Origin of the sequence: Amycolatopsis sp. CA-161197 (genome assembly GCF_050942255.1) — a bacterium.
In the GTDB taxonomy this organism is placed as follows: Bacteria; Actinomycetota; Actinomycetes; order Mycobacteriales; family Pseudonocardiaceae; genus Amycolatopsis.
Genome location: NZ_CP192059.1, coordinates 3593047 through 3617654 on the forward strand (window position 1 = coordinate 3593047; position 24608 = coordinate 3617654).

A 24608-nucleotide genomic window follows, 5' to 3' on the forward strand; every position below is an offset into this window, starting at 1 on the left:
AGTCACGGAGAACGAAAAAGCCGCCCTGATCGGTCTCCCGACGGGCGGCTCCCTGCTGCGACGCACATCTGGGTGCGTCACGGCGTGGAGCCTGGTGTCTCGGCAGCGTAAGGCAGGCGCCGGGCATCGCCCGCGATGCCGAAGCACCCCGGACAGGCCATGCGCTCTTCGCCGCCGAACATTCTCGTCACTCCTCGGTTGGGTGGTGTACCACCACATCATGACCGACTTCGCGCGACGGCGTCAACGGTGATAATTCGCCCGGCGAACGACCTCGCCGGCCCCCGGAAATGTTTCGCGGGGCCGCCCACGCGTCCACAGTGGACGGGACGGCCCCGCACCTCCCCGGCCGGCGGGTGCTCGACACCCCGACGGCCGGAGGGAACCTACTTGCAGCGCTTGCCACCCTCGACCGACGGCCACCACGTGCCCAGGGGCGGCGCCGGCGTCTTGGTCCAGGTGATCTTCGCGCACTTGCCCTCGCTGCGGGCCTTCTTCGCGGTCACGACCAGCGCCGCGATCGCGACGCCGCACGCGAGGTTGCCCGGCGTCGGGATGTTCTTGCAGACGCGGATCGCGGGCGCGCCCTCGGAGATCAGTTTCGTGGCGCTCTTGCTGAACACCCAGCTGCACGCGAAGAACCCGCAGTCGAGATCGGTGACGGCGGGCGCCGCGGACGCCGGGGCCGGTGCGGCGAACAGGCTCGCGGCCACCAGCGGCGCCGCCAGCAGGGCGGCCCGGAAGCGGAGATTTCTCATGAAACGCCCCTCCTGTTCGCGATTGTCCGAAATGGAGCATCCCCCGTGCAGCCGGGGATGTCTGCCCCTGTGCGGTCCTTACGCCCGAAGGGGTGACCGTCCACTGTGGTGGTTTCAACGGGCCCGGTAGAGCTCGCTCAGCAGCGCCACCGCGGCGTGCGTGGCCGGATGCGGGTCTCGGCCGTGCCAGATCAGCCGCACCGGAACGGGGTCCGCGTCGCGCACGCGGCGATAAGCGATGCCGTCGCGGCGGTACTGGGTCACGGTGGAGCGCGGCGTGACGCCGACGCAGCGGCCGGTGGCGATGGCGGCCAGCCAGTCGTCGATCTCGTGGGTGGGCTCCACGCGCGGGCGCTCGGCTTCCGGCCACAGGTCGGTGGTCGTGGTGCCGGTGCGACGGTCGATCACCAGGACGCGCCGGCTGAGATCGGCGAGCGTGACGGTGCGGCGGCGCGCCAGCGGGTCGTCGGCGGCCATGGCGCAGTAGCGCGCCTCGTGGCCGACGGTCGCGTGCGCGTACTTGCGGGTGTCCACTGCGGTGCGCACCACGGCGAGGTCGCACAGTCCCTCGGCCAGCCCGCCGGTCGCGGTGTTGGTGCGGACCAGCAGGAGCTCGACGTCGGGGTGCCGATCCGCCCAGCGGCGCTGGAACTCGGCCGTGTGCCGGCCCATCGCGGACCAGGCGTGGCCGAGGCGCAGCCGGGTGTGTCCCGTCGTGGCCTCGCGCACGAGGTCTTCGGCCTCGGCCAGCAGGTGGCGGGCGCGGGCGAGCACCTGCACGCCGGCCGTCGTCGGGGTGACGCTGCGGCTCGTGCGGTGGAGAAGTCGCACGCCGAGTGCGGATTCCAACGAAATGAGGGTGCGCGACACCGCGGCTTGGGAAACTCCGAGCTCGATCGCCGCGTCCGTGAACGTTCCCGTGTCCACGATCGCCACCAGGCACCGCAGGTGCCGCAGCTCCAGATCCATGACTCCAGCGTATGCGTGGCGCGATGAATGCATTTTGCGCATGCACGGCCGTGTCGCAGGCTCGGCGCCATGACCCAGGACAAGCGCGCCGGCGTGGCGTTGATGGTCGGCGGCGCGACCGCGAACCAGCTCGGCGCGGCCACCGCGGCGCTGGCGTTTCCCGTGCTCGGGCCCGCCGGCGTGGTGGCCGTGCGCCAGTGGGCGGCCGCCGTGGTGCTGCTCGCCGTGGGACGGCCGCGGCTGCGGTCGTTCACCGCCCGCCAGTGGCGCCCGGTCCTCGGGCTCGCGGCGGTGTTCGCGACGATGAACCTGTCGCTCTACTCCGCCGTCGACCGGATCGGGCTCGGACTGGCCGTGACGCTGGAGTTCCTCGGCCCGCTCACCGTCGCGCTGGCCGGTTCGCGTCGCCGGACGGACCTGATCTGTGCGTTCGCGGCCGCCGCGGCTGTCGGAATCCTCACGCGGCCGCGCCCCAGCACCGACTACCTCGGCGTCGCGCTCGCACTGGTCGCCGCTGCCTGCTGGGCCTGCTACATCCTGCTCAACCGCACCGTCGGCCGCCGTCTGCCGGGCGTGCAGGGCTCGGCCGCGGCGGCGGGCGTCTCCGGGCTGCTGTACCTGCCCGTGGGAATCGTGGTGTTTTTCCACCACCGCCCCACACCGGCCGCACTCGGCGCCGCGCTCGCCGCGGGGGTGCTGTCTTCCGCGCTGCCGTTCCTCGCCGACCTGCTCGCGCTGCGCCGGGTCCCGACGCGGTTCTTCGGGGTCTTCATGAGCGTGAACCCGGTGCTGGCCGCGCTGGTCGGCGAAGTGGTGCTCCACCAGCGGCTCGACGCCCTCGCCTACACCGCGATCGCGGTGATCGTGGCGGCCAACACGGTGGCGGCGTGTCGGGTGACGGGCGCGAACGCGGGCGCCGTACCGTCGGGGCAGGAGGTGTCGGATGGTGCGGATGTCGGACCGCGCTTGGCCGTCGACGGTGATCCCGAGCGACGAGCACGAACGCGCGCAGGCGACCGGGGTCCTGTTCCGGCGCATGGGCTGGGTCACGGAGACGCTGACGCGTGAGGAGCGCGAGGACGTCGAGCGGCAGCTCGAGTTCTGGTACAGCAGCGGCTACTGCCCCGACGCGCTGCTGATCGCGCTCAGCACCCTGCCCGACGGCACGCGCCAGCGCCCTCGCCAGTCCGGCGAACGTCCCGGCGGCTTCCTGCGCTCGCGGCTGGAGGGCTGGTTCAACGACGCGGCGCAGGCCGCGATGACCGAGGTCCACGAGCCGCCGCGGCGCGGGCAGTCGTTCGAGGCGTGGTTCGAGAACAACCGCCGCCAGGCCGCGGCCGAGGGCACGGGCCGGCGACGCCCGCGCGTCACCGAGGCCGGGCAGCGCGCGCGTGATGAAGCTCGAACATTCGCGGCGTCCCGGCGTAAAGATCCGCTCGCGCGCCTGCGCGAAAGCGAACAACGCCGGGCCGCGGCGCTCGACAGCCTGCGCGTGGAAGGCGCCGCCGCACCCGTGATCCCGGCTTCCCCGCAGGAAACGCGCTCGACGCCGCGGATGGTGGCGTCGTTCGCGGCTCGCCAGTCCGTGGCGGCGAGGTCACCTCAGGTGGTGCGAATCGTCCAACGGCTGCGCGAAGAGAAACGCGGGCCGTCCCCGGCCGAACTCGCCGTGCTGCGCAACGCCGTCCGCGACGCCCACCACAACGCCGGCCTCGGCACCCTGGAAGCGGCGAGCGCGCAGATCGGCGACGACACCTCGGCGCTCACGCCGGAGGGGTTGCGCGTGTTGTCGTTCCTCGATCACGCCGATGAGAGCAAGCTGCCGGTGGAGGCGATGATCCGCCTGCTCACCCTGACCGTGGACGAGACGGCGACTCCCGACACCACAATTCGCGAGACGGCGACCGCGACTCCCGAGCCGCACCCCGAACAGGACTGACACCGAGGAGCGCTAAGCCTTCGCCGCACACTCGGCGCACAGGCCCCACCACGTGACCTCGGCCTCGTCGATCGTGAACCCCGGCGCCGACGACGGGTGCAGGCACGGCGCCGAGCCGACGGCACACGGCACATCCTCGATCCGGCCACACGCGCGGCACACCAGGTGGTGGTGGTTGTCGTGCCGGTCGAGCTCGAAGCGCGCGGGCGAGCCGGCCGGTTCGAGCGTGCGCAGCAGGCCGACGCCGACGAGGTCGTCCAGCACGTTGTAGAGCCCTTGCCGCGACAGCCCGCCCGTGCCGGCCTCGACGGCCGCCGCGATCTCGGCCGCTGTGGTGTGCGGGTGGTCGCGAACGGCACCGAGCACCGCCCGGCGCTGGGCTGTGTTCCGCAGTCCCCTCCGCTTCAGCTGGACCGCGAAGTCATCCATGACCCGATGGTAACTTCGCACCACTCGGTGACACCGATCGAGGGACCCGGGTCACATCCGGCCGAGGACGGCCAGGTCAGGCCCCGTCCTCGTCCCCGACGCCGAACGACTGGCGCCGCCGCGCGATGGCCCGCAGGTCCGCCTCGATCTCGCCGGCGGTGCGGCGCAGCGGTTCGAGCAACTGCGCGCGCATCTCTTCCTTCGACCGCCGGGTGGAGTGCATCGAGACGTTCAGCGACGCGTACACCTGCCCGTCCTCGTGTGTAGTAGCGGATGAGGACGCGGCGCTGATGCCCGGGTTGTAGAACGCCTGGCGCGACTGGCGGAAGTCGACGCGGCTGGTGGTCACGCGCGACGAGCGGGCGCGCGAGATCGCCACCGGCATGCTGCGGCTGTCCGCGTCCGGCACCGAGGCGCAGTACAACCACTGGGAGTCGATGCAGATCTGCAAGTTCGGCTGGGGCTCCGCGATGGCCGCCGAGATCGACCCGGCCGGCGACCACCTGAAGCACGTGCTGCGCATGGCCCGTTGGTACCTCGACTCCCAGCGCGCCGACGGCAGCTGGGTGCCGAGCGGTTTCCTCGTCGCCGAGCCGAACGACAGCCACGCGATCGAGAAGACGGCCGAGCACACGTTGTGGGTGCACATGATGCTCACGAGCCTGGCGGCCGCGGCGAATCGCGGCCCGGTGGCCGCCGGCCGGTAGCGTCCACAAAGGACGTCAGAATCGCGGGTGAGCCATGCGGCGAATTCGGGCAGGACGTGGTGTCGAACGCGGAGAAACCGGTGAAACCACGAGGCTGTTCACCCGATCCGGTGGCCTTCGCGTGTCGAACGACTGAGCGGGCGCGTCACCTCCGCGTCTGGACCAGACTCGCCCGGTGATGAACACCTCCCTCGACGACGCCGGCCGCTGCCTTCTCTCGGTGGCCTGGAACATCCGCACCGGCGTCCCGCGGGCGGGGGCTCGCAAGGAGGAGATCCGGGCCAGGCTGCAGTCCGTCTGCCGTTCGATGGGGCACGCCGCGTGCGCCCGCGCGGCGGCCGGGTGGCCGCCGGACCACGTGCCGTTCCTGAAGCTCGCCGACCTCGCCTACGAGATCGACACGCTTCTGCTGCTCGTCGACACCGCGCTGGCGCCCGACGCCGACCGCGACCGCCGCCGGTGGGCCGAGATCGAGACGCTCGTCGCCGGCGTGGACGACCTCGTGGACCAGGCCGCGGCGATCCTCGGCGGACAGCTCGCGGTCAGCCGCTGATGCTTTCCCCGCACGGGGTGTTCGAATCCGCACAGGACTTGTGCGTTACCCGTCACTCTTTGACCGGGCGCGAACAGCTACCCGGACGCGATCAGTGCCGGACGCGGACTCCGGCCAGCACCGCGCTGAGGCTCGGCAGCCAGCGCTGCCGCGGGTCGGGGGCGGCGAGCCACTCCGTCGAGACGCCCGGGACCTGCGGGCCGATCGGCAGGGGGACGAGGGCGCCGCAGTCGAGGAGGTCGACGTCGGCGGGCAGGGTGGTGCGGGGCGGGACCAGGCCGTCGGTCTCGGCGAGGATGGCGACGCGCGGGCCGTGCTGCGTCGGCAGGACGAGGACGGGGCCCCGGCAACCGGTGTCGGCGAGGTGGCGCAGCACCGGGCCGGCGGCGAGCTTCGGCAGGGTCACGGCGCACAGGCCGTTTTCGAGCGCGAGGAACAGCCGGCTGCCCTGCCAGCGCACCGACCAGCCGAAGAGGCGGCCGTAGTAGGCGTCGAACCGCTCGTGGGCGTGCTCGGCCGGCACGAGCTCGGTCGGCTGGAGCTGCTGGTCGAGGGTCATCGTCGACGCCTTCCGGTCGTGGGGAGTGGTCACAGGGGCCCGAGGTCCGACCCTGAGTCTAACGGCACTCAGTGCCACTAGCAAGACGGCCTGCTACCGTCTTCGGGCATGACGGAATCGCAGCGCCGCGCGCCGGCCACCCGGGTCGGGGCGACGCCCGCCGGCCGACGGCAGCTGCGCCGGGCGCTGTCGTCGGCGGCCGTGGACCTGTTCGTGGCCAACGGGTACGAGGCGACGACCGTCGACGAGATCGCCGCCGCGGCGGGGGTCGGGCGACGCACGTTCTTCCGGTATTTCGACACCAAGGACGACGTGCTGTTCGCCAACCACGACGAGATCGTCACGGAGATGGAGCAGGCGTTCGAACGCGCCGATCCGACACGCGACCCGGTCGAGGTGGCGTGTTCGACGGTGAGCCTGGTGCTCGACTACTACGCCGCGGATCTCGACGTTTCGCTGAAGCGGTTCACGCTCACGCGGACGGTGGCTTCGTTGCGGGACAAGGAAGTCGCGACCGTCGACCGGTATCAGCGCGTGCTCGCGCGGTACCTGCAGACGCGGTTCGCCGAGCAGGGTGACGCCACGGCGAGCCTGCGGGCGGCCGTCGCGGCGGCGGCGATCGCGGCGGCCAACAACCACGTGCTGCGGCGGTGGCTGCGCAGCGGCGGCAAGGACGACATCGCGGCGAGCGCGGCGCGGGCGTTCGCCCTGGTGGGAGAGGCTTTCCAGCCGGTGAACGCCGAGACGACGGTGGTCGCGGTGCTGAGTACGGCGACGCCGTTGCCGGAGGTCATGGCCCGGCTCGGTGCGGCGTTCCCGGAGTCGGACTGATAAGTGCACTCAGTGCCATTGCGCGGTGGCGGAGATCTCGACCGGATAGCCGGTGCGGAGGACGGCGACGGTCGCGGGCGGCGTGATGACCTGCGCCGTTCCGCGGCGGGGCAGGGGGTGGCGAGGGCCGTAGCCGGAGGTCGTCCAGGCGGTCAGGCCGCCGTCCACGACCAGGGCGGGCCCGTCGTCGCGCAGGACGAACACGCCATCCGGCAGCTCGGTCCACGGCAGCTCGTGGAGCCGGCGCCGGCGGCCGTCGAGGCGTTCGGTGTGCAGCCGGCGGTTCATGGCCCGCGCGGACGGCGGCGCGACGTCCAGCGCCTCGGCCCAGCCGTCGCGGTACCGCAGGTAGTCCGCGCGCCGGCACTCCCCGCACGGCCGGTGGCCGGCGGCGAACGACACGGCCTCGTCGTGGAAGTACAGGTGCGTGTAGCGGTGCGGCAGCCACTGCTCGCGCCACCGGCCGCGGAACTCGAGCCGGCAGGTGATCCACAGGTCGCTCGCGTGGGTGCGCACGATCTCGTGTCCGGAGTGGAGGATCCCGCGGTTACCCGTCCACGCGCCGCGCAGCGGAATCGCGACGATCTCGCCCAGCGGCGTCACCCGGTTGCGCTCGGGCCCGCTAGCCACGGCCGGCTCCGCTGCGCCGGACAGCGCTGCGCCCGACTTGGCCGCACCCGACGGTGCTGGGCCGGGCAACGCCGCACCCGGTACGGCTCGGCCTGGCAACGCTGCGCACGGTACGGCTGGGCCGGACAACGCTCGGCCGGACAACGCGGCGCCCGATGAGGCTGGGCCGGGCAACGCCGCACCCGGTACGGCTCGGCCTGGCAACGCTGCGCACGGTACGGCTGGGCCGGACAACGCTCGGCCGGACAACGCGGCGCCCGATGAGGCTGGGCCGGGCAACGCCGCACCCGGTACGGCTCGGCCTGGCAACGCTGCGCACGGTACGGCTGGGCCGGACAACGCTCGGCCGGACAACGCGGCGCCCGATGAGGCTGGGCCGGGCAACGCTGTGCACGGTAGTGCTGGGCCCGACAACGCCGCACCCGGTACGGCTGGGCTGGCCAACGCCGTGCCCGATAGAGCTGTTCCGGACAACGGTGCGCCCGGTAAGGCGGGGCCGGGCAGCACCGGGCCGGACAGTGCTGGGCCGGACAGTGCTGGGCCGGACAGTGCTGGGCCGGACAGTGCTGGGCCGGACAGTGCTGGGCCGGACAACGCTGTGCGGCGCGAGCCGATGAGCGACAATGCCTCGATGGTTCGCATCGCACGTGTCTACGACCCGGCCGGCCCCGACGACGGCGCCCGCGTCCTCGTCGACCGCGTGTGGCCGCGCGGCCTGGCCAAGGCGAAGGCCGCGCTGGACGACTGGTGCAAGGCCGTCGCCCCCACCACTGAGCTGCGCAAGTGGTACGCCCACGACCCCGCCCGGTTCGCCGAGTTCACCCGCCGCTACCGCGCTGAGCTCACCGCCCCCGGCCCGGCTGCCGACGCCCTCGCCGACCTGCGCGCCCGCGCCGCGCAGGGCCCGCTCACGCTGCTCACCGCGAGCCGCGCCCTGGACATCAGCCAGGCCGCCGTCCTGGCGCAACTGCTCTCCGAAGACTGACACGAGCCCATCGTCCCCGCCCGCAGCGCCGAACGCTGGCAGGTTCGCGACACGCACGCCGAAAACCGCCGCTCGCAGCCCGAGCGCGAGCGACCCCGAGAGCGAGCCGGATCGCGCGGCTGTCGTCGCGAGGTGCTCTGTGTACTCGGATGTGTGTCGCTCTCTTGTCGTGACGGTCGGCAGGTTGGCGGCACGCACGCCGACCGCTGTTCGCAGGCCGGGTGCAGGCGTCACCGGGGCGAGCAGGTCGGCGCGGCTCGTGCGGCGAGTGGCCTGTGCGCTCGGTGTCTCGCTCTGGTGTCGCGATCGGCGGCGGGCTCGCTGCACACACGCCGAAAACCGCGGCTCGCGGCCGGCAGCGGGTGGCCTGCGAGCCGGATTGCGCGGCTGCAGCCGCGAGTGGCTTGTGTGCCTGGTGTGTCTCGCTCTCGTGTCGTAAAAGTCGGCAGGTTCGCGGCACGTACGCCGAAAACCGCAGCCCGGGAGCAGGCGACCTCGGGGAGCGAGTCGGATCGCGCGGCTGCTGTCGCGAGTCGCTTGTAGGCCCGATGTGTCTCGCGTTCGTGTCGCGATGGTCGGCAGGTTTGCGGCATGCGCGCTGACCGCTGTTCGCGGCCCGGGAGGGCCCCAGGGAGCGAGTCGGATTGCGCGGCTGCCGCCGAGAGTCGCCCACGCGCCCCGTGTCTCTCGCGCGCGCATCTCGAAAGCCCGCGGATTCGCGCCACGAACGAAAAACCGCTGCCGGCGCCCGCGCAAGCGAGCACCGGCAGCGGCCGGGAAGCAAACCCCTTACGGAGCCAGGTTGAGCTGCGTGGCCTTCACCGCGTTGGCGACCTGGGTGCAGTCGGCCGTGGTGGTGCCGGCGACGCCGGTGCGGGCGTTGGTGGTGCAGGCGGAGTTGAGGGCCGTGCCGAGGTCCTTGAAGGTGGACGTGGGGCGCAGCAGGTTCTCGACCTTCCACCAGAGCGCGATGGCCTTGTCCTCGCCGATGCCGTGGACGGTTTGGCCGTTGAAGGTGTCGCCGTCGGTGATGAGGTAGTCGGTCTTGTCGACGACGCCGGCGTCGATGTGGGGGTCGCCGTTGGCGCCGACCCAGAACTGGCCGTTGACGCGGTCGGGGCTGGGGCCCTCGCCCGAGTTGGGCGGGTTCTTCATGTCGCGCACCTGCCCGATGGACGAGCCCGCGCCCATCAGCCAGCGGTTGGCGCCCTGCACGTTGGCGTCGCCGGACTTGATGGCGATGAACTGGCCCATCACGTCGGACATGCCCTCGTTGAGCGCGCCCGCGTAGCCGTTGCCGAGCTGCGAGGTGTGCTGGGTGACGCCGTGGGTGAGCTCGTGGCCGGTGATGTCCATTGTGGTCACGCCCTCGCCGAAGGCCATCTGCTCGCCCTCCCAGAACGCGTTGGCCCACGGGCACTGCGTGTGGCGGCGACCGTCCGATTCGGTCTCGACCTCGCACATGCGCACGGTGCCGCGCAGGGCCTTGCCCTTGCCGTCGTGGTAGTCGGCGCCGATGTTGGCGGTGAGGTCGTACGAGGCGAACTGGGAGTAGAAGTTCTGTGCGTCGCCGAAGAAGTCGTAGACGCTGTTGACGTCCGCCGTCGCGACCGCGGCCTGGCCCTCGCCGCGGGTCACGCCGAACGCGGTGCCGACGCCGCAGCGCAGGTCGGCCAGCGTGGCGATGTCGAGGTCCACGACCTTGCGCTTCGCATCGCAGACCACGCGGTTGGTGGCGGCCTCCGACTCGCCCCACACCTGCAGGACCTTGCCGGTGTCGGCGCCGACGACGACCGTCCACTTGTCCTCGGGGTCCACGCCGTTGACGGGCACGAAGTAGGTCGGCACGGCGGTGGCGCTCGCGCCGTCGCCGCCCAGGCTCGCGTCGTACCAGTACGCGGTTTCCGCGCCGGTCTTCAGCACGCCGGCGGCCTTCTGCGCCACGGCGGCGTGGGCGGCCTTCGCCGCCCGGTCCTGGGCGCCCTTCGCGTCGGCCGGGAACGAGCCCTGCGTGCGCTGCGTGGTCTTGCCGAGCGCGGCCATGAGCGCGCCGCTGCCGTCGAGGTCCTGCACGATCTGCGCGCCGTACACCGGCACCCCGCCGACGTTCTGCTGCAGCCGCGCGACGCTGCCGCCCGGAAGGGACTGCACGCTGGTCAAGGTGAGGTCGCCGACGGCGAGACCGAACTGCCGGGCCAGGTCCGCGGTGTGCGACTGCGCGGCCGCGGCGGCGTTCCCGGCGAGGCCGCGGGCGGCGACCGGGGTCGCGGGCTGGACGGCGATGACGCGGCCGAGGGAGTCGGTGCTCACCTGGGTCTGGGGCGACGCGCTCGCGGCGCCGCCGGCGGCCACGAGGATCGACGAAGCCGTGACTGCTGTAGCCAGCACGGCCAGCCGTTTCGAAGACATACAGTCTACCTTCCGCACAGAGGGCCAACCCGAGTGGCCCGTGCGAGAAGTTTCGGATTCCGGTCCGAAACTCAGAAGCGCCGAAAGTAGGGAGTGGATCGTGGTCCAGCCATTGGATGGAAAAACCCCAAAACGGACACGGTGAAGCGGATGTCGTTCTCCGCCAACGACTTCCGGCCCGGCGACGAAAACAACCGGGGTCCAGGATGTGGGATTACAGAATCGCGGCCAGCGCGTGGAATTCGCGCCGCACCTTTTCGATCCCCGGCGTCGACCGCGAAGGGTGCACCCGGTTGGTCAGCAGCACGTAGTAGCGGCCGCGTTCCGGCTCGACCCACAGGCTGGTTCCGGTGAAGCCGGTGTGGCCGTAAGCACCGGGTTCCAGGTCGGTGCCGACGGGGGAGCCCGGCACGTCGAGACCCTGCCACGCGAGCCCGCGGCGCAACGCGAGACCCTCGGTGTGACAGGCGATCATCTCCGCGTGCGACGCGGGCTTGAGCAACGCCTGCGCCCCGCCCGCCAGTGCCCGGCCGAGACGTTCGACATCACCGAGAGTGGCGAACAGCCCGGCGTGCCCGCAGACCCCGCCCAGTACCACGGCGTTCTCGTCGTGCACCTGTCCACACACGACCCGGCCCCGCCACGGACAGTCCTCAGTGGCCACCGCGTCGGCCAGAAACCCCTCAGCGGGGCCGAATCCGGTGGCCGTAAGCCCCAACGGCCGCGTCACGAGCTCCGCCACGAGCTGGTCGAGCGGCGCGCCGCCCGCGGCCTCGGCGATCAGCCCGAGCAGGATGAAGCCCTGCGACGAGTACTCGACCCGCGTGCCGGGTGCGACACGCAACGGCGCGGTCCGGATCGCCTCCAGCAGCGCTTCACGCGTCGGATGCTCGCGGTAGAGCGGAGTCCCGCCCGGCAGCCCGGACGTGTGCGTGAGCAGCTGCCGCACGGTGATCGCGGCCTTGTCTCCGCCCGCATACGCCGGCAGGTGCCGGGGGAGCGGATCGTCGAGATCGATCAGGCCCCGCTCGGCCAGCGCCACGACCACGATCCCGACGACCGGCTTCGTCACCGAAGCCAGATCCCACCGGCTCTCCTCGGTCGCCGCCGGACCGCCGTGCCAACGCGTTCCGAGCACCCCGCGGTCGAGCACGCCGTCAGCGGTGCCGACCGACCACGCCGCGGCCGAGTACAACCCCTTCTCGGAAGCCAGAAGGTGCTCAATCCTCATCGGACACCGCCTGCAGACCCACCGGCCCCAGCTTCGCCGAGATCCGGTTCGCCGCCTCGGCCACCAGGGGGCCGAGCGCCGCGAAGGCCTCCGGCTGCAGCGTGAACGTCAGCCCCGACACGCTGACCGCTCCGGCGACCACCCCGTCGGCATCCACCACGGGCGCCGCCACGCAGCGCACGTGCGCTTCGTACTGCTCGTCGTCCACCACGTACCCGAGACTGTCCACAGTGGTCAGCGACGCCCGGATCTCCGCCGGATCGGTCAGCGTTTTCGCCGTCCACGCCTTCAACGGCCCGGCGAGCATCGCGGTGACTTCGGCCTCCGGCAGCCGTGACAGGATCGCCCGCCCGACGCCGGTGCAGTACAGCGGCACCTCGCCGCCCGGCCGGGTGTTCAGCCGGTATGCCTGCTCCGGCTCGAGCTTCTCCACGTACACCGCCCGGTCGGCGTGGCGCACCGCGTAGTGCACCGTGTGCCCGGTCCGCCGTCGCAGGTCCGCGAGCACGGGCCGGGTCGCCCGGGTGGCTCGGCTGCCGGCGAGCACGGCGGCCGAAAGCCCGAGCAGTCGCGGCCCGACGTCGTACTGGCCGCCGCCCGCCGCGGCCGCGAAACCGGCGTCCGCGAACGTCTGCAGCATCCGGTGCGCGGTGGGTTTCGGCAGGTCACAGGCCTTCGCGAGGTCGGCGAGCCGGTGCGGCCCACCGGGGCGCGCGAGTGTCGCCAGCACTTCCAGCGCCTTGTCCACCGCGCCGCGGGGACTGTTCGCCGAGTCGTTGACAGCCTTGGTCACGGCGCCTACCTTAGCGCAATCGCATTCCATCTGACGGAACGGTCTTTCACTTCACGAAACGATCGAAAGGAGCCGGCACCCCGTGGCCTCTCCGCGTCCCCGCCTGTCCCGCCGCGACGCCCTCCGGCTCGGCGGCCTGGCGCTGCCCGCACTCGCCCTGCCGGGCCTGCTCACCGCGTGCGGCAGCGCGGCCGGCACTCCCGGCACCGTGCTGCGCGTGGCCCAGACCTCGGACCCGAAAACCCTGGATCCCCAGAAACAGGGCGACCTGACCTCCATGAACGTGCTGATCAACATGTTCGACACACTCACCACACGAGGTCCGGACAACCAGCTGAAACCCGGGCTGGCCCTGTCGTGGTCCTCGCCCGACCCGCTGACCTGGCGCTTCAAGCTCCGGCCCGGCGTGAAGTTCCACAACGGCGAGCCGTGTGACGCCAACGCCGTGGCCTTCAGCATCAACCGGCTGCTCGATCCCGCCACGAAGTCGCCGATCGTCGAGCTGCGCTATGTGAAGCAGGCCGTGGTCGTCGACCCGCTGACGGTGGACCTGCACTGCAGCCAGGCCGACCCGATCATCCCCGCGAAGGTGTCGTTGTTCGGCGGGGTCGCCGTGCCGCCGGGGTACCTCAAGCAGGTGGGCTCCGCGGGCTTCGCGAAGCACCCCGTGGGCACCGGGCCGTTCACCTTCGAGGAGTTCCAGCGCGACCACCAGCTGCGGATGCGCGCGAACCCCGCCTACTGGGGCGGCAAACCCGCCTACGACGAGCTGGTGTTCCTGCCGATGCCCGACGCGTCGTCGGCGCTGGCCTCGCTGCAGAGCGACGAGGTCGACATCGTCGCGAACCTGACGCCCGACGCCGCGCTGCAGATCCAGGGGTATCCCGGCGTGGCGATCCGCAACTACCCGGGCATCCGCACGTCGTACCTCTCGCTCGACACGACCCAGGGCCCGCTGCGCGACGTGCGGGTACGCCAGGCGCTCAACCACGCCGTCGACGTGCCGCTGCTGATCAAGGCGGTGCTCGACGGCAAGGCGCGCGAGGTACCGACGATGTTCCCGCGCGAGTCGTTCGGCTTCGACCCGTCGATCACGCCCTACACGCGTGACCAGGGCGAAGCCAAGCGGCTGCTCGCGGAGGCCGGGTTCCCGGACGGCTTCGACACCTCCCTCACCGCGCAGACGGCCGACTCCAACATCGCCGAGGCGATCTCCGGTCTCCTGGCGAAGGTCGGGGTGCGGGCGCGGGTCGACCTCGTCGACGCCGGCACCTACTCGAGCCGCCTGACCTCGAACAACCGCGGTGCCCTCGGCCCGATCTACCTCGCCGCGAGCACCGGCTGGACGCTCGACGCCGAGAGCCTCGTGCAGTCCAACGTCCGCCACGACCGGCGCCAGAGCCGGTGGCACAACCCGCAGGCCGACCGGCTCATCGACGCCGAGGAGCTGTCGCCCGCCCCCGCCGACCGGCAGAAAGCCTTCACGTCGTTGCAGCAACTTCTCAAGCAGGAGGCGCCGTTCGTGTTCCTCTACCAGATCGACAACATCTACGCGGTCAACACGCGCCCCACCTGGCACCCCGGTGTCGTCGGCGTGCTCGCCATGGCCTCGGCGACGGTGACCCCGTGACGGCGCCGGTCACCACCGCGACCCGCCCGCCCGCGCGCGCCGGCGCCGGCGCCGGCGTGCTGCGCGTGGTCGTGACGAAGGTGCTCACGGCGATCGTGGTGCTGTTCTTCGTGGCCACGGCGGCGTTCCTGCTCGTGCGGCTCTCGGGCGACCCCGTGAAGCTGATCCTGCCGCCCGACGCCACCGCGGCGCAGGAGGCGACGCTGCGGGCGAGCCTCGGGCTCGACCGGCCGCTCATCACGCAGTACCTCGACTACCTCGCCGGTCTGCCGCGGCTCCAGCTCGGGAACTCGCTCGTCTACGACCAGCCGGTGACCGACGTCCTGTTCTCCCGCGTCCCGGCGACGCTGGAGCTGGCCGGGTCCGCGCTCCTCGTGGCGCTCGCCCTCGCCGTGCCGGCAGGCACGTTCGCCGCGATGCGCCGCGGCCGCGCCGGCGACTCCGGCGTGATGGCCGGTGTCCTGGTCGGACAGTCCACTCCGGCCTTCTGGGTCGGGATCCTGCTCATCCTGATCTTCGCCGTGCAGCTGAAGATCCTGCCCGCGTCCGGCTACGGCGGCATCGAGCACCTGATCCTGCCCGCCGTCACGCTCGCCGTGTACTCGGTGGCGGTGATCGCGCGGCTGCTGCGCTCGTCGTTGATCGACGTGCTGGGCTCGGACTTCATCCGCACCGCGAAAGCCAAGGGCCTCGGCACCGGCGGGATCGTGCTCGGCCACGGTATGCGCAACGCGGCGCTGCCCGTGGTCACGGTCATCGGCCTCGAGGTCGGCTCCCTGCTGGGCGGCGCGATCCTCACCGAGCAGGTGTTCTCGTGGCCCGGCCTCGGCCGGCTCACGGTCGAGGCGATCCAGAACCGCGACTTCCCGCTCGTGCAGGCCGCGGTGCTGTTCTTCGCCGCCACGTTCGTGATCGTGAACCTGCTGGTGGACCTGTCCTACACGATTCTCGACCCGAGGGTGCGGGTGACCTCATGACCGCCATCACCGCTGTCGCCACCGCTCGATCCGCCCGGCCGAGCGCCGTGCGGGCGATGCTGCGCAACCGGCTGGGCTCCGTCGCCGTGACCGTGCTCGTGCTGATGGTGCTGGTCGCGGTGTTCGCACCGCTGATCGCGCCGTACGACCCGGGCGCGCAGGACCTGCTGGTACGCCTGCACCCGCCCGCGTGGCAGGCCGGTGGCGACGCGAGCCACCTGCTCGGCACCGACCAGCTCGGGCGCGACATCCTCTCGCGCCTTTGTTACGGCGCGCGGATCTCGCTGCTGGTGGGCGCGTGCGCGGCGCTGCTCGCCGGGATCGTCGGCGCGGTCATCGGGCTGGTGGCCGGGTTCCTCGGCGGCTGGTTCGACCGGATCCTCATGCGCCTGGCCGACATCCAGCTCGCGTTCCCGCCGATCCTGCTCGCGCTCGCCATCGTCGGGTTCCTCGGCTCCGGTCTGTGGTACGTCGTGCTGGTGCTCGGCTTCACGGGCTGGGTCTCCTACGCTCGCGTGATCCGCTCCGAGGTGCTTTCCCTGCGCACCAGGGAGTTCGTCACGGAGGCACGGGCGATCGGCGTCACGGACCTCGCGATCATGCGCCGCCACCTGCTGCCCAACGTGATGGCGCCGCTCGCCACCATCGGCACGCTGCACGTGGCGGCGGCGATCGTGGCCGAGGCGTCGCTGAGCTACCTCGGCCTCGGCGTGCCGAAGCAGACCGTCACGTGGGGCGGCATGCTCAGCGACGGCCAGCTGTACCTGGGCACGTCGTGGTGGGTGGCCGTGTTCCCCGGCATCGCGCTGATGATCACCGCGCTGGCCGTCAACATCACCGGCGACGTCCTGCGCGACGTCGCGGACCCGAAGGCGTACCGCTCATGAGCCTCGTGGAGATCAAGGACCTGCGGGTCGAGTTCCGGCTCGACACCGGCACGGTGACGGCCGTCGACGGCGTGAGCTTCGCCGTGGACGAGGGCGAGACGCTGGCGGTGGTGGGGGAATCGGGCAGCGGCAAGACGGCCACGGCGCTGTCGCTGCTGCGGCTCAACCCCGAACCGCCCTGCGTCTACCAGGGCGAGGTGCTGCTCGACGGGCGCGATGTGCTGCGACTGTCCGAAAAGGACCTGCGGCGCATCCGGGGCAACGACGTCGCCATGGTTTTCCAGGACCCGATGACGAGCCTCAACCCGGTGAAACGCGTGGGGGCGCAGGTCGCGGAAGTCGTGCGGCGCCACTCGGGTGCCTCCCGCGCGCAGGCCGCGGCGGCCGCGGTCGAAGCGTTGCGGGAAGCCGGGATTCCCGACCCGGAACGGCGGGCCGCCCAGTACCCGCACCAGCTTTCCGGTGGGCTGCGCCAGCGCGTGATGATCGCGATGGCGCTGGTCGGCCGGCCGCGGGTGCTCGTGGCCGACGAGCCGACGACCGCGCTCGACGTGACCGTGCAGGCGCAGATCCTCGAGCTGCTGGTGGAGCTGCAGCGCCGCCACGGCATGGCGATCGTGCTCATCACCCACGACCTGGGCGTGGTGGCCGAGGTTGCCGACCGGGTCGTGGTGATGCGCTCGGGCCGCGTCGTGGAGACCGGCGCCGTGCTGCCGGTCTTCGAGACACCGCAAGAGGAGTACACGCGCGAGCTGCTGCGCGCCACACCGAAGCTGGAGCGGGTATGACGAACCTGGTCGAGATCCGGGGCCTGCGCAAGGACTACGGCGCGGTGGCCGCCGTCGACGACGTCGACCTCGACGTGGTCTCCGGCGAGACGCTCGCCGTGGTCGGCGAATCGGGCTCCGGCAAGACGACACTGACGCGGCTGTTGCTGCGCCTGGCCGAACCGACGGCCGGCAGCGTCCGCTTCGACGGCGCCGACCTGGCGACGCTGCCGGCGGCCCGGCTGCGCAAGGTGCGCCGCGAGATGCAGGTGGTGCTGCAGGATCCGTACTCCAGCATGAACCCGCGCCTGCGCGTCACCGAGATCGTCGGCGAACCGCTGGTCACGCACGAGCGCGGCCTGCGCGGCCGCCGGGGACGCACGCGGTTGCGCGCGCGGGTCGGGGAGCTGCTCGACGCCGTCGGCCTCGCGCCGGAGGTGCAGGACCGCTACCCGCACGAGTTCTCCGGCGGGCAACGGCAGCGCATCTCCATCGCCCGCGCGCTGGCGCTGGAACCGCGGCTGGTCGTGCTGGACGAGCCGACGAGCGCCCTCGACGTGTCGGTGCAGGCGCAGGTCCTCGACCTGCTCGCCGAGCTGCAGTCGCGGCTGCAGCTGACGTACGTGTTCGTGTCGCACAACCTTGCCGTGGTGCAGCAGATCGCCGACCGGGTGGCGGTGATGCGCGCGGGGAAGATCGTGGAGCTCGCGGCGAAACAGCAGCTGTTCTCCGCGCCGGAGCACGACTACACGCGGACGTTGCTCGACGCGGTGCCGGACCCGGACCCGCGGCGGGCCCGGCGATGGGCGACGTCGTGAGGCGGCCGACGTGAGCTCAGTGCCGCGAGAGCACCAGGCCCGCGCCGCCGAGCAGCACGATGTCGTCGGCCGGGCCGGTGTTGACCAGCACCTGCGGCGGTTCCGCGCCGGTGGCCCACGACGAGTCCTCCCGCAGCCGGTGCTCGATGCGGGCGCGGAACGCTTCGCCGCCTTCGGACGCTTCGCCGTGCAGGATGAACAGGCCAGGGGCGAACAGTTGCTGGATGTTGACCAGGCCGAGGGCGATGTTGCCCGCGTACTCGTCGAGCAGCGGGTCGCCGGCCAGCTCGCGGACGCTGCGCCCGGCCAGGCCCCGCCGTTCGGCCTCGGCACGCAGCCACGACGTGGTCGCGACGGTTTTCCAGCAGCCGCGCGCGCCGCAGGTGCAGGGCAGGCCGCTGGCGGCCACCGTCATGTGCGCGCCGCTGCGGCCGCCCGGCGGGGCGAGCACCTCACCGTCGTAGAGCATGCCGACGCCGAGGACCTCGCCGGTCGACACGGACGCGAACGTCGTGCGGCCGCGGCCCGGGCCGAACCAGCGGTCGCCGAGCACCTCCACGCGGGCGCGGTGCTCCACGTGCACGGGGACCCCCACGAGCCGCGTCACGACGTCGGCGACGGGGTAGCCGTGCAGGGCGGGCACCTCGTTGACCTCGATGATCACGCCCGCCGGCGCGTCGACCAGCCCCGCGGCGGCGATCCCGACCCCGGCCGGCGGGCTGGGGAACCGCACCGCCGAGGCGAGCGCGGCGTCGATCTCTCCGGGGTCGGCCGTGCCGTGCGGGTAGGTGGCCTCGGCCTGCCAGAGCACCGCGCCCGACAGGTCGAGCAAGGCGGCGCGCACGCGTCCGGGCACCAGCTCGACGGCACCCAGCAGAGGTGCCGCGGCTTCGGCCGCCGGAGCCGCGGCCGGGGCCGGGACCAGCCGCAGCGCGGGCCGTTCGCCGGAATTCATGCGGTCACGATGCCACGCCCGGCCCGACGAGGGGAGCCCACATGCCCGAACTGACGCGGATGACCTGGCGGGAGGTGCGCGCGGCCGCGCCGTCGGCCATCGCGCTGCTGCCGATCGGCTCGCAGGAGCAGCACGCGGGCCACCTGCCGATGGGCACCGACACGATGCTCGCCGAAGCCGTGGTCGACGGCGCGCTCGCCCGCCTCGGCGGCGACCCGGAGGTCGTGCGGCTGCCCGCGCTGCCGTTCGGCCACAGCCCGCACCACCTGTTCGCCGCGGCCGTGTCGCTCTCGGCCGCCACGCTGCAGGCCGTGCTCGCCGACGTGCTCGACTCGCTCGTGCGCAGCGGGTTCCGGCGCGTGTTCGTGGTCAACGGCCACGGCGGCAACGACGAGATCATGCGCCTGGCCGTGAAGCAGTACGCGCTGAAGGCCGACGTCGCGCTCGCCGCGTGCTCGTACTGGTCGCTCGGCGAAGCCGCTTCGCCCGGCCACGCCGGGCTGTTCGAGACGTCGCTGATGCTCGCCGCGAAACCCGACCTGGTGCGTGAACCCGCACCGAGGCCGGACGTGACCCCGCCGCCGCTGTTCGACCGGCCGCCCTACCCGGGGCTGACGGTCGAGCGCCACGGCGAGTGGGCCCGCGTCGGCGGCTCCACCGACGACGCCACGGCGGCCACCGCCGACCGCGGCACCGACCTGCTCGACCGGCGGGTGGCGGCGCTGGCCGCCGCGATCCGCGCCTTCGCGGGAGCGACCCGCGAACACGCCCACACCGAAGGGGAGGCATGAAGATCACCGACGTCGACGTGCAGGTCGTGAACCTGCCGTTGACCAACCCGTTCACCAGCTCGTTCGAGACCAAGACGGGCGAGACGCGCACGGTCGTGCGCCTGCGCACCGACACCGGCGTGGAGGGCTGGGGCGAGACGATGTGGGGCCGGCCGGTCGCCGAGCTCACGCGCCAGCTCGGCAAGGAGCTGGTGGGGCAGAGCCCGTTCGCGCTGGAGGCGTTCCACCGGCGTCACCACATGGTGCCGTTCTTCCACGGCTACCTCGGCTACGCGGCGCTGGCGGCGCTGGACGTCGCGTGCTGGGACGTGATGGGCAAGGCCACCGGGCAGCGCGTGACCGACCTGCTCGGCGGCCCGGTGCGCGAGGAGGTGCCGATCACCGCGCTGGTGACCCGCGCCGACGCGCCCGGCGCGCAGGGCCGAGAGCTGGCGCAGGGGATCGCCGAGCACGCGGCGAAGGTGGTGGCCGAGGGCGGCTTCACGGCCGTGAAGCTCAAGGGCACCACCGACGTCTTCGGCGACGTCGAGATCATGCGGGAGCTGCGCCGCGCGCTGCCGGACGTCCAGCTGCGCGTGGACCCGAACGCCGCGTGGTCCGTGCCCGACTCGATCCGCGCGGGGCTGGCGCTCGAGGAGCTCGACCTGGAATACCTCGAAGACCCGTGCGTGGGCATCGAAGGCATGAGCCAGGTCCGCGCGAAGGTGCGGATCCCGTTGTGCACCAACATGTGCGTGGTGCGCTTCGAGGAGTTCGCCCCGGCGGTGCGCCTCGGTGCGGTGGACGTGATCCACGGCGACGTCTACAAGTGGGGCGGCATCGCGGCGACGAAGGCGCTCGCCGCGCACTGCGAGACGTTCGGCCTCGGCATGAACCTGCACAGCGGCGGCGAGCTCGGCATCGCGACGGCCGCGCACCTCGCCGTGGTCGCCAGCACGCCGGTGCTCTCGCGCGCGATCGACAGCATGTACTACCTGCACGTCGACGACATCGTGCAGCCGCTGCACCTGGAAGCCGGCCGCCTGCGCGTGCCGACCGGCCCGGGACTCGGCGTGGAGGTCGACGAGGACAAGCTGGCCTTCTACGCGGCGAAGAACGCCGCCGAAGGCGACCTCACCGGCTGACGCGGGCGAGCACGTCGTCGAGGGAGCGCGCCAGGGCCTCGGGCGAGCCGTGCAGGTGGGACAGCGCCGTGCCGCCCTGCTGGGCGGTGAGCAGCGTCAGGGCGAGATGCTCCGCGGAGACGTCCGCGGGGATCTCGCCCGCCGCCTGGGCACGGCGGACGAGCGTGGTGATGGCGTCCTGCCAGCGGTCGAACAGCCGCGCGAGGGTGGTGCGCAGCTCGGCGTCGTCGTCGACCTGGCCGACGAAGGCGCCGAGCGGGCAGTTGCCGTAGCCGCTCTCGCCGGCCGCGGCGAGCACCTCGTCTCGCCAGCGGCGCAGGTCGGTGCACTCCTCGTCGTGCAGCGACGGCTGCGCGGCCAGCACCCGTTCCAGCTGGTGCTCCAGCACGGCGACGGCGAGGTCCTGCTTGCCGCCGAAGTAGTGGTACAGCTGGGACTTGCCGGTGCCGCTCTCGGCGAGCACGTCCTCCAGCGGCGTGCCGCCGATGCCGCGCTCGTGCATCAGCCGCGCGGCCGAGGTCACGATCTTCTCGCGCGTGCGGCGGCCGCGGCTCGTGGTGGGTTCGGGGCGCATCTACGCGGGGTAGGTCTCGTAGTGACGGGTGTCGAGCGTCGCGGGGTCGAACTTGCCCGCGATCGAGCCGATCCACTGCTTGAACAGCGGGCCGGCGCGGAACCCCCGCTCGTGCGCCTCGACCGACGTCCAGTCCACCGCCACGGTGAAGCGGCCGGGTTCCTCCACGCAGCGGCTGACGGTCGCAGACAGGCAGTCCGGGTGCGCCCGCAGGTAGGGCACGCCCGCTGCGATGGCCCGGCCCAGCTCGTCCTCACCGCCGGGCAACGCGGTGAGGGTGGCGACTTCGGTGACCACGGTTGCCTCCCTCAGGCGGTTTCGACGGGCAGATCGGCTCGGGCACTCCACTCGTTCCAGGAGCCGTCGTAGTTGGTCCCGAGAGGGTAACCGGCGACCGCGAGTCCGAAGAGGACGGTCGACGCCGCGACACCTCCGTTGCAGTAGGCCACGACCGGCCGGCCGGGGTCGAGTTCGGCCGCGGTGAAGAGGTCCTTCAGCTCGGCCGCGGAGCGCCAGGTGCCGGTGGTGAGGTCCACGAGGTCCTCGCGCGGCACGTTCACGGCGCCGGGGATGTGCCCGCGCCGGTTGCCGGGGCGGGCGATCTCGCCGGTGTACTGGCCGGGGTCGCGGGCGTCGACGAGCTGGATCTCCGGTTTGTCCAGCGCGGCCAGCACGTCCTCGGCGGTGGCCCGCAGTTCGGGGCGGGTACGCGGGGTGAACACCGCGCGCGGGTGCTCCGGCACGGCGGTGTCGACGGCCCGGTTCTCCTGCTGCCACTTCGTGAAACCGCCGTCGAGCACGACCACGCGCTGGTGGCCGTAGTAGTGCAGCGCCCACCACAGGCGCGTGGCGAACGTCGATGCCGGGTGCGTGTCGTAGGCGACCACGAGGTGCTCGTCGCCGATCCCGGCTCGCGCCATCGCGTCGGCGAACTGCCGCTCGGTGGCCACCTGCACGGGCACGGCGTCGTCCGGGTCGACGATGTCGCGGGTCCAGTCGAGGAACACCGCGCCGGGCACGTGACCGGCCGCGTACTCGTCGGCCGAGCTCTCGTAACCGAGGCCGGCCGGCTGCGGTGCCGGGGTCCCCGCGCCGGGCAACGGCGGCACGGAGCCGCGGATGTCGACGATCCGGACGTCCGGATCGTGCAGGTGCGCGGCCAGCCACTCGGTGGTGACCAGGAAATCGGTGCGTGACATCGGCTCGGGCCCGTCCCTCCGGCGGGTCCGGTGCCCGCCTTCAGTCTGTACCATACAGTACAGTTCCGGGGACGTCAGCGCAGCGCGTTGATCGTGATGGTGAGCGTCTCCGGGTCACCCGCTTGCACGGCGCCGCTGAAGTCCGGGCCGGGGGAGACGTCGTCGTAGGGGAAGGCGTAGCCGCGGTTGTCCGGCAGGCGGCTGTGGACGATGCGGGCGTAGTGGTTCGTCTCGGCGGCGGTGTAGAACTTCGCGGGGTCCTCGCCGTCGGGCTGATTCGGGTTGTCGAGCAGCGTCGTGCGGTTCAGCGCGGCCGCCAGCCGGGGGACGATGGCCTTGCGGGCGTCGCTGTCGCCGTCCTTCAAGGCGAACGGGCCGCTGCTGCAGCTCCACACGTCGGCGGTGACCGGTTTGGTGAAGCGCTCGCCGTTGGCGAAGGCGAGCACGCCGTCGCCGCCGACGCGGCCGGTGAACTTGCCCAGGCCCGGGATCTGCGAGTCGACGGTGAGGTCGGTGCCCGCGTACTTCTGCCAGACTGAGTCGAGGTAGCCGTCGAGGTACCCCGTGAAGCGGTCGGCGCGGTGCTGCGCGGACAACGCGCGCAGCGGACGGCCGTCGGCCCCGGCGTCCACGAGCTCGGCCCAAGCCCCGCCCTGGGCCTTGAGCGCGGCGCAGATCGGGTCGAGCGAGCCCGCGGGCAGCCCGGGCACGGTCTGGTCGCCCGAACCCGCCGTCTTCAGGTGCAGGCCCATCGGGATCGCGACGAAGTCGACGTAGCTGATGTTGGCGAACAGCACGGCGTCGTTGAAGGTGAACTCGCAGAACGACCAGTTCCGGCCGTGGTTCGGGTCGGCGGTGTTCACGAAGCTCGGGTGCACCAGTGCGGGGCCGGGGTTGACGAAGAAGTCGAGCTTCGCGTCGGTCACCACGTAGATCCGCGCGCCCGCCATCTTCGGCACGCTCACCTGCGACAGTGACTTCACCGGGATGGCGCAGTCCTCGGCGAGTGGCGTCTGGTCCGCCGAAGGCGAGGGCGGGTAGTACGGCGTGCCGTCGGCCTTGAGGATCACGGGCCGGTTGTCCGGCGCGATTCCCGTGATGTAGGCGTAGGTTGCGCCGGCGCCGGAGCGGTCGTCGAACGCGACCTGCACCGTGTCGGGCGTCGCGGCGGAGGCGCGTCCCATGCGCCACAAGGGAAACGTGGCTGCCGCAGCGGAAGCGCCGAGGAAAGCTCGCCGGGAAATCAAGGAAACCGCCTCCTGGGGTTCACGGGAACGCCGACCACGTTCCGGACCGCGGGCCGGCGAAAACGGGGACACGCCGGGGAAATCCCGGGCGCGGGTGGTACGGATCGCCTGCGCCGGCCTTCTCGTCGGGCGCAGGCGATCCCGCTCAGCCGACCTGGAGGTCGATGCAGGAGTAGAACGCGTTGGCCGTGTCCGCGATGTTCCACACGGCGAGCACGGTCTGGCGGCCGGTGTGGCCGCTCAGATCCACCTGGTGCGTCACGGTTTCCGGCGGCTGCTGGTTGTGGCCGTCGAAGCTCGCGACCTTCTCGTCGCCGATGAAGTACTCGTAGCTGGAGGTGCTGTGGCGCGCGGTGAAGGTCCACGTGAACGTGACCGTCTTCCCGACCGAAGCGGCCTGCCACGGCTTGGAATCGTCGTTGAGCTCGGCGAACTGCGCGAGCCCGCCGTTGCAGCTGTGCAGGCCCTTCGGCCCTTCCACGCTCTGCGGTTCGTACTTGATCTCACCGCAGTCGACCACGCCCTGCGCGCACTGCGCCTGGCGGCTCGCGGGGGAGTTCACGTACCCGTGGGCGCTCGCGATGCCGGCGGGGCTGACCAGGACGAGCACCGGCGCGAGCACCGCGCCCGCGAGTCCGGCGAGGATCTTCCGGTTCGCTTTCATACCAGCTCCTTCGGGGAATGCTCGCTTCCCGGCCGCGGGTACGGCGAAACAGCGCACTGGCGGGCCGCCGGGGAGGTGCGCGAGCGAAGGGTGACGTTGTGGTCTAGACCATAACCCCGAAGAACGTCCTTGGTCAACAACTGGCAAAGTGAAGCGCCGAGTTGGTGAGTGGCCAACCGGGG

At 72.1% G+C, this 24608-nt stretch carries 28 protein-coding genes; 13 read left to right on the forward strand and 15 right to left on the reverse strand.

Annotated features, from left to right (window positions below; translation table 11 throughout):
- Positions 1–386 precede the first annotated feature (386 nt).
- A complete protein-coding gene (locus tag ACQPXB_RS17170; RefSeq protein ID WP_366586832.1) occupies positions 387–758 on the reverse strand; it encodes a hypothetical protein in 372 nt (123 codons plus the stop codon).
- Between the two features lie 114 nt (positions 759–872).
- Entirely contained in the window at positions 873–1727 is an 855-nt protein-coding gene (locus ACQPXB_RS17175; protein WP_432853173.1) for a LysR family transcriptional regulator, read from the reverse strand.
- Positions 1728–1796: 69 nt separating this feature from the next.
- Here ACQPXB_RS17175 and ACQPXB_RS17180 point away from each other — a divergent pair, with 69 nt between their 5' ends.
- Together ACQPXB_RS17180 and ACQPXB_RS17185 are read left to right on the forward strand one after the other, a co-directional pair.
- Positions 1797–2795 carry an EamA family transporter gene (locus ACQPXB_RS17180; RefSeq protein ID WP_432853176.1) on the forward strand — a complete coding sequence of 333 codons (999 nt, stop codon included), beginning with the start codon at positions 1797–1799 and terminating at the stop codon, positions 2793–2795.
- Complete coding sequence (locus ACQPXB_RS17185; RefSeq protein WP_386953191.1) at positions 2764–3666, forward strand: hypothetical protein; 903 nt, start codon at positions 2764–2766, stop codon at positions 3664–3666. Before ACQPXB_RS17180 ends, ACQPXB_RS17185 begins: the two co-directional genes overlap by 32 nt.
- Positions 3667–3678: 12 nt before the next feature.
- On the opposite strand, the gene ACQPXB_RS17190 is transcribed toward ACQPXB_RS17185, so the two are convergent.
- Entirely contained in the window at positions 3679–4095 is a 417-nt protein-coding gene (locus ACQPXB_RS17190; RefSeq protein ID WP_366586822.1) for a Fur family transcriptional regulator, read from the reverse strand.
- Between the two features lie 76 nt (positions 4096–4171).
- A complete protein-coding gene (locus tag ACQPXB_RS17195) occupies positions 4172–4444 on the reverse strand; it encodes a hypothetical protein (RefSeq protein WP_366586819.1) in 273 nt (90 codons plus the stop codon).
- On the opposite strand from ACQPXB_RS17195, the gene ACQPXB_RS17200 reads away from it, so the two are divergent.
- A complete protein-coding gene (locus ACQPXB_RS17200) occupies positions 4437–4802 on the forward strand; it encodes a hypothetical protein (protein WP_432853181.1) in 366 nt (121 codons plus the stop codon). The genes ACQPXB_RS17195 and ACQPXB_RS17200 overlap by 8 nt on opposite strands.
- A gap of 178 nt (positions 4803–4980) precedes the next feature.
- On the forward strand, positions 4981–5355 hold the full coding sequence (locus ACQPXB_RS17205) for a hypothetical protein (RefSeq protein ID WP_432853184.1): 375 nt from the start codon (positions 4981–4983) through the stop codon (positions 5353–5355).
- A gap of 91 nt (positions 5356–5446) precedes the next feature.
- Here the strand turns inward: ACQPXB_RS17205 and ACQPXB_RS17210 are convergent, their stop codons facing one another.
- The gene (locus ACQPXB_RS17210; RefSeq protein WP_366586811.1) at positions 5447–5914 is read right to left on the reverse strand and encodes a hypothetical protein; all 468 of its coding nucleotides are present in this window, start codon (positions 5912–5914) and stop codon (positions 5447–5449) included.
- Between the two features lie 108 nt (positions 5915–6022).
- Between ACQPXB_RS17210 and ACQPXB_RS17215 the strand changes: the two genes are divergently transcribed.
- Positions 6023–6745, forward strand: coding sequence for a TetR family transcriptional regulator (locus tag ACQPXB_RS17215; RefSeq protein WP_432853187.1), 723 nt, complete (start codon positions 6023–6025; stop codon positions 6743–6745).
- A gap of 9 nt (positions 6746–6754) precedes the next feature.
- On the opposite strand, the gene ACQPXB_RS17220 is transcribed toward ACQPXB_RS17215, so the two are convergent.
- Positions 6755–7375, reverse strand: coding sequence for a hypothetical protein (locus ACQPXB_RS17220; protein WP_432853190.1), 621 nt, complete (start codon positions 7373–7375; stop codon positions 6755–6757).
- Between the two features lie 631 nt (positions 7376–8006).
- On the opposite strand from ACQPXB_RS17220, the gene ACQPXB_RS17225 reads away from it, so the two are divergent.
- A complete protein-coding gene (locus tag ACQPXB_RS17225) occupies positions 8007–8360 on the forward strand; it encodes a DUF488 domain-containing protein (protein WP_386953204.1) in 354 nt (117 codons plus the stop codon).
- A 789-nt stretch (positions 8361–9149) separates the two neighbouring features.
- On the opposite strand, the gene ACQPXB_RS17230 is transcribed toward ACQPXB_RS17225, so the two are convergent.
- The 3 genes from ACQPXB_RS17230 to ACQPXB_RS17240 all read right to left on the reverse strand — a co-directional run bounded on the left by ACQPXB_RS17230 (position 9150) and on the right by ACQPXB_RS17240 (position 12793).
- The gene (locus ACQPXB_RS17230; RefSeq protein WP_432853193.1) at positions 9150–10769 is read right to left on the reverse strand and encodes a M4 family metallopeptidase; all 1620 of its coding nucleotides are present in this window, start codon (positions 10767–10769) and stop codon (positions 9150–9152) included.
- A gap of 214 nt (positions 10770–10983) precedes the next feature.
- On the reverse strand, positions 10984–12000 hold the full coding sequence (locus ACQPXB_RS17235) for a serine hydrolase domain-containing protein (RefSeq protein ID WP_432853196.1): 1017 nt from the start codon (positions 11998–12000) through the stop codon (positions 10984–10986).
- The gene (locus ACQPXB_RS17240) at positions 11990–12793 is read right to left on the reverse strand and encodes an IclR family transcriptional regulator (protein WP_366586795.1); all 804 of its coding nucleotides are present in this window, start codon (positions 12791–12793) and stop codon (positions 11990–11992) included. Before ACQPXB_RS17240 ends, ACQPXB_RS17235 begins: the two co-directional genes overlap by 11 nt.
- An 82-nt stretch (positions 12794–12875) precedes the next feature.
- Here ACQPXB_RS17240 and ACQPXB_RS17245 point away from each other — a divergent pair, with 82 nt between their 5' ends.
- The 5 genes from ACQPXB_RS17245 to ACQPXB_RS17265 are packed head-to-tail and all read left to right on the forward strand — an operon-like array spanning position 12876 to position 17872.
- Entirely contained in the window at positions 12876–14423 is a 1548-nt protein-coding gene (locus ACQPXB_RS17245; RefSeq protein ID WP_432853199.1) for an ABC transporter substrate-binding protein, read from the forward strand.
- Positions 14420–15400 (forward strand): ABC transporter permease, encoded by a 981-nt coding sequence (locus ACQPXB_RS17250; protein ID WP_432853202.1) that lies wholly within the window; start codon positions 14420–14422, stop codon positions 15398–15400. The genes ACQPXB_RS17245 and ACQPXB_RS17250 overlap by 4 nt, the downstream gene beginning before the upstream one ends.
- The gene (locus ACQPXB_RS17255) at positions 15397–16287 is read left to right on the forward strand and encodes an ABC transporter permease (protein ID WP_432853205.1); all 891 of its coding nucleotides are present in this window, start codon (positions 15397–15399) and stop codon (positions 16285–16287) included. The genes ACQPXB_RS17250 and ACQPXB_RS17255 overlap by 4 nt, the downstream gene beginning before the upstream one ends.
- Positions 16284–17075, forward strand: a complete 792-nt coding sequence (locus tag ACQPXB_RS17260; protein WP_432853208.1) for an ATP-binding cassette domain-containing protein — start codon at positions 16284–16286, stop codon at positions 17073–17075. The genes ACQPXB_RS17255 and ACQPXB_RS17260 overlap by 4 nt, the downstream gene beginning before the upstream one ends.
- On the forward strand, positions 17072–17872 hold the full coding sequence (locus tag ACQPXB_RS17265) for an ATP-binding cassette domain-containing protein (protein WP_366586782.1): 801 nt from the start codon (positions 17072–17074) through the stop codon (positions 17870–17872). Before ACQPXB_RS17260 ends, ACQPXB_RS17265 begins: the two co-directional genes overlap by 4 nt.
- A gap of 16 nt (positions 17873–17888) precedes the next feature.
- Here ACQPXB_RS17265 and ACQPXB_RS17270 read toward each other — a convergent pair whose 3' ends face one another.
- The gene (locus ACQPXB_RS17270; protein ID WP_366586780.1) at positions 17889–18827 is read right to left on the reverse strand and encodes an ROK family protein; all 939 of its coding nucleotides are present in this window, start codon (positions 18825–18827) and stop codon (positions 17889–17891) included.
- 41 nt (positions 18828–18868) lie between these two features.
- On the opposite strand from ACQPXB_RS17270, the gene ACQPXB_RS17275 reads away from it, so the two are divergent.
- Complete coding sequence (locus ACQPXB_RS17275; protein ID WP_432853212.1) at positions 18869–19618, forward strand: creatininase family protein; 750 nt, start codon at positions 18869–18871, stop codon at positions 19616–19618.
- Entirely contained in the window at positions 19615–20742 is a 1128-nt protein-coding gene (locus ACQPXB_RS17280; protein ID WP_386953223.1) for a mandelate racemase/muconate lactonizing enzyme family protein, read from the forward strand. The genes ACQPXB_RS17275 and ACQPXB_RS17280 overlap by 4 nt, the downstream gene beginning before the upstream one ends.
- Here the strand turns inward: ACQPXB_RS17280 and ACQPXB_RS17285 are convergent.
- From ACQPXB_RS17285 to ACQPXB_RS17305, 5 genes are all read right to left on the reverse strand, one after another.
- The gene (locus tag ACQPXB_RS17285) at positions 20732–21316 is read right to left on the reverse strand and encodes a TetR/AcrR family transcriptional regulator (RefSeq protein ID WP_386953226.1); all 585 of its coding nucleotides are present in this window, start codon (positions 21314–21316) and stop codon (positions 20732–20734) included. The two genes, ACQPXB_RS17280 and ACQPXB_RS17285, sit on opposite strands and share 11 nt — an antisense overlap.
- A complete protein-coding gene (locus ACQPXB_RS17290; RefSeq protein ID WP_386953229.1) occupies positions 21317–21613 on the reverse strand; it encodes a putative quinol monooxygenase in 297 nt (98 codons plus the stop codon).
- 11 nt (positions 21614–21624) lie between these two features.
- Positions 21625–22515, reverse strand: a complete 891-nt coding sequence (locus ACQPXB_RS17295; protein ID WP_432853216.1) for a sulfurtransferase — start codon at positions 22513–22515, stop codon at positions 21625–21627.
- Positions 22516–22589: 74 nt separating this feature from the next.
- On the reverse strand, positions 22590–23699 hold the full coding sequence (locus ACQPXB_RS17300; protein ID WP_432853219.1) for a glycoside hydrolase family 64 protein: 1110 nt from the start codon (positions 23697–23699) through the stop codon (positions 22590–22592).
- A 208-nt stretch (positions 23700–23907) separates the two neighbouring features.
- Positions 23908–24426, reverse strand: coding sequence for a lytic polysaccharide monooxygenase auxiliary activity family 9 protein (locus tag ACQPXB_RS17305; protein WP_386953235.1), 519 nt, complete (start codon positions 24424–24426; stop codon positions 23908–23910).
- Positions 24427–24608: the final 182 nt, after the last annotated feature.

What these genes read in the sequence shown, in the direction of transcription:
- ACQPXB_RS17170 (WP_366586832.1), bottom strand. Translation starts at nt 758, where the DNA reads ATGAGAAATCTCCGCTTCCGGGCCGCCCTGCTGGCGGCGCCGCTGGTG.
- ACQPXB_RS17175 (WP_432853173.1), bottom strand. Translation starts at nt 1,727, where the DNA reads ATGGATCTGGAGCTGCGGCACCTGCGGTGCCTGGTGGCGATCGTGGAC.
- ACQPXB_RS17180 (WP_432853176.1), top strand. Translation starts at nt 1,797, where the DNA reads ATGACCCAGGACAAGCGCGCCGGCGTGGCGTTGATGGTCGGCGGCGCG.
- ACQPXB_RS17185 (WP_386953191.1), top strand. Translation starts at nt 2,764, where the DNA reads ATGGGCTGGGTCACGGAGACGCTGACGCGTGAGGAGCGCGAGGACGTC.
- ACQPXB_RS17190 (WP_366586822.1), bottom strand. Translation starts at nt 4,095, where the DNA reads ATGGATGACTTCGCGGTCCAGCTGAAGCGGAGGGGACTGCGGAACACA.
- ACQPXB_RS17205 (WP_432853184.1), top strand. Translation starts at nt 4,981, where the DNA reads ATGAACACCTCCCTCGACGACGCCGGCCGCTGCCTTCTCTCGGTGGCC.
- ACQPXB_RS17210 (WP_366586811.1), bottom strand. Translation starts at nt 5,914, where the DNA reads ATGACCCTCGACCAGCAGCTCCAGCCGACCGAGCTCGTGCCGGCCGAG.
- ACQPXB_RS17215 (WP_432853187.1), top strand. Translation starts at nt 6,023, where the DNA reads ATGACGGAATCGCAGCGCCGCGCGCCGGCCACCCGGGTCGGGGCGACG.
- ACQPXB_RS17225 (WP_386953204.1), top strand. Translation starts at nt 8,007, where the DNA reads ATGGTTCGCATCGCACGTGTCTACGACCCGGCCGGCCCCGACGACGGC.
- ACQPXB_RS17230 (WP_432853193.1), bottom strand. Translation starts at nt 10,769, where the DNA reads ATGTCTTCGAAACGGCTGGCCGTGCTGGCTACAGCAGTCACGGCTTCG.
- ACQPXB_RS17235 (WP_432853196.1), bottom strand. Translation starts at nt 12,000, where the DNA reads ATGAGGATTGAGCACCTTCTGGCTTCCGAGAAGGGGTTGTACTCGGCC.
- ACQPXB_RS17255 (WP_432853205.1), top strand. Translation starts at nt 15,397, where the DNA reads ATGACCGCCATCACCGCTGTCGCCACCGCTCGATCCGCCCGGCCGAGC.
- ACQPXB_RS17260 (WP_432853208.1), top strand. Translation starts at nt 16,284, where the DNA reads ATGAGCCTCGTGGAGATCAAGGACCTGCGGGTCGAGTTCCGGCTCGAC.
- ACQPXB_RS17265 (WP_366586782.1), top strand. Translation starts at nt 17,072, where the DNA reads ATGACGAACCTGGTCGAGATCCGGGGCCTGCGCAAGGACTACGGCGCG.
- ACQPXB_RS17270 (WP_366586780.1), bottom strand. Translation starts at nt 18,827, where the DNA reads ATGAATTCCGGCGAACGGCCCGCGCTGCGGCTGGTCCCGGCCCCGGCC.
- ACQPXB_RS17275 (WP_432853212.1), top strand. Translation starts at nt 18,869, where the DNA reads ATGCCCGAACTGACGCGGATGACCTGGCGGGAGGTGCGCGCGGCCGCG.
- ACQPXB_RS17280 (WP_386953223.1), top strand. Translation starts at nt 19,615, where the DNA reads ATGAAGATCACCGACGTCGACGTGCAGGTCGTGAACCTGCCGTTGACC.
- ACQPXB_RS17285 (WP_386953226.1), bottom strand. Translation starts at nt 21,316, where the DNA reads ATGCGCCCCGAACCCACCACGAGCCGCGGCCGCCGCACGCGCGAGAAG.
- ACQPXB_RS17295 (WP_432853216.1), bottom strand. Translation starts at nt 22,515, where the DNA reads ATGTCACGCACCGATTTCCTGGTCACCACCGAGTGGCTGGCCGCGCAC.
- ACQPXB_RS17300 (WP_432853219.1), bottom strand. Translation starts at nt 23,699, where the DNA reads ATGGGACGCGCCTCCGCCGCGACGCCCGACACGGTGCAGGTCGCGTTC.
- ACQPXB_RS17305 (WP_386953235.1), bottom strand. Translation starts at nt 24,426, where the DNA reads ATGAAAGCGAACCGGAAGATCCTCGCCGGACTCGCGGGCGCGGTGCTC.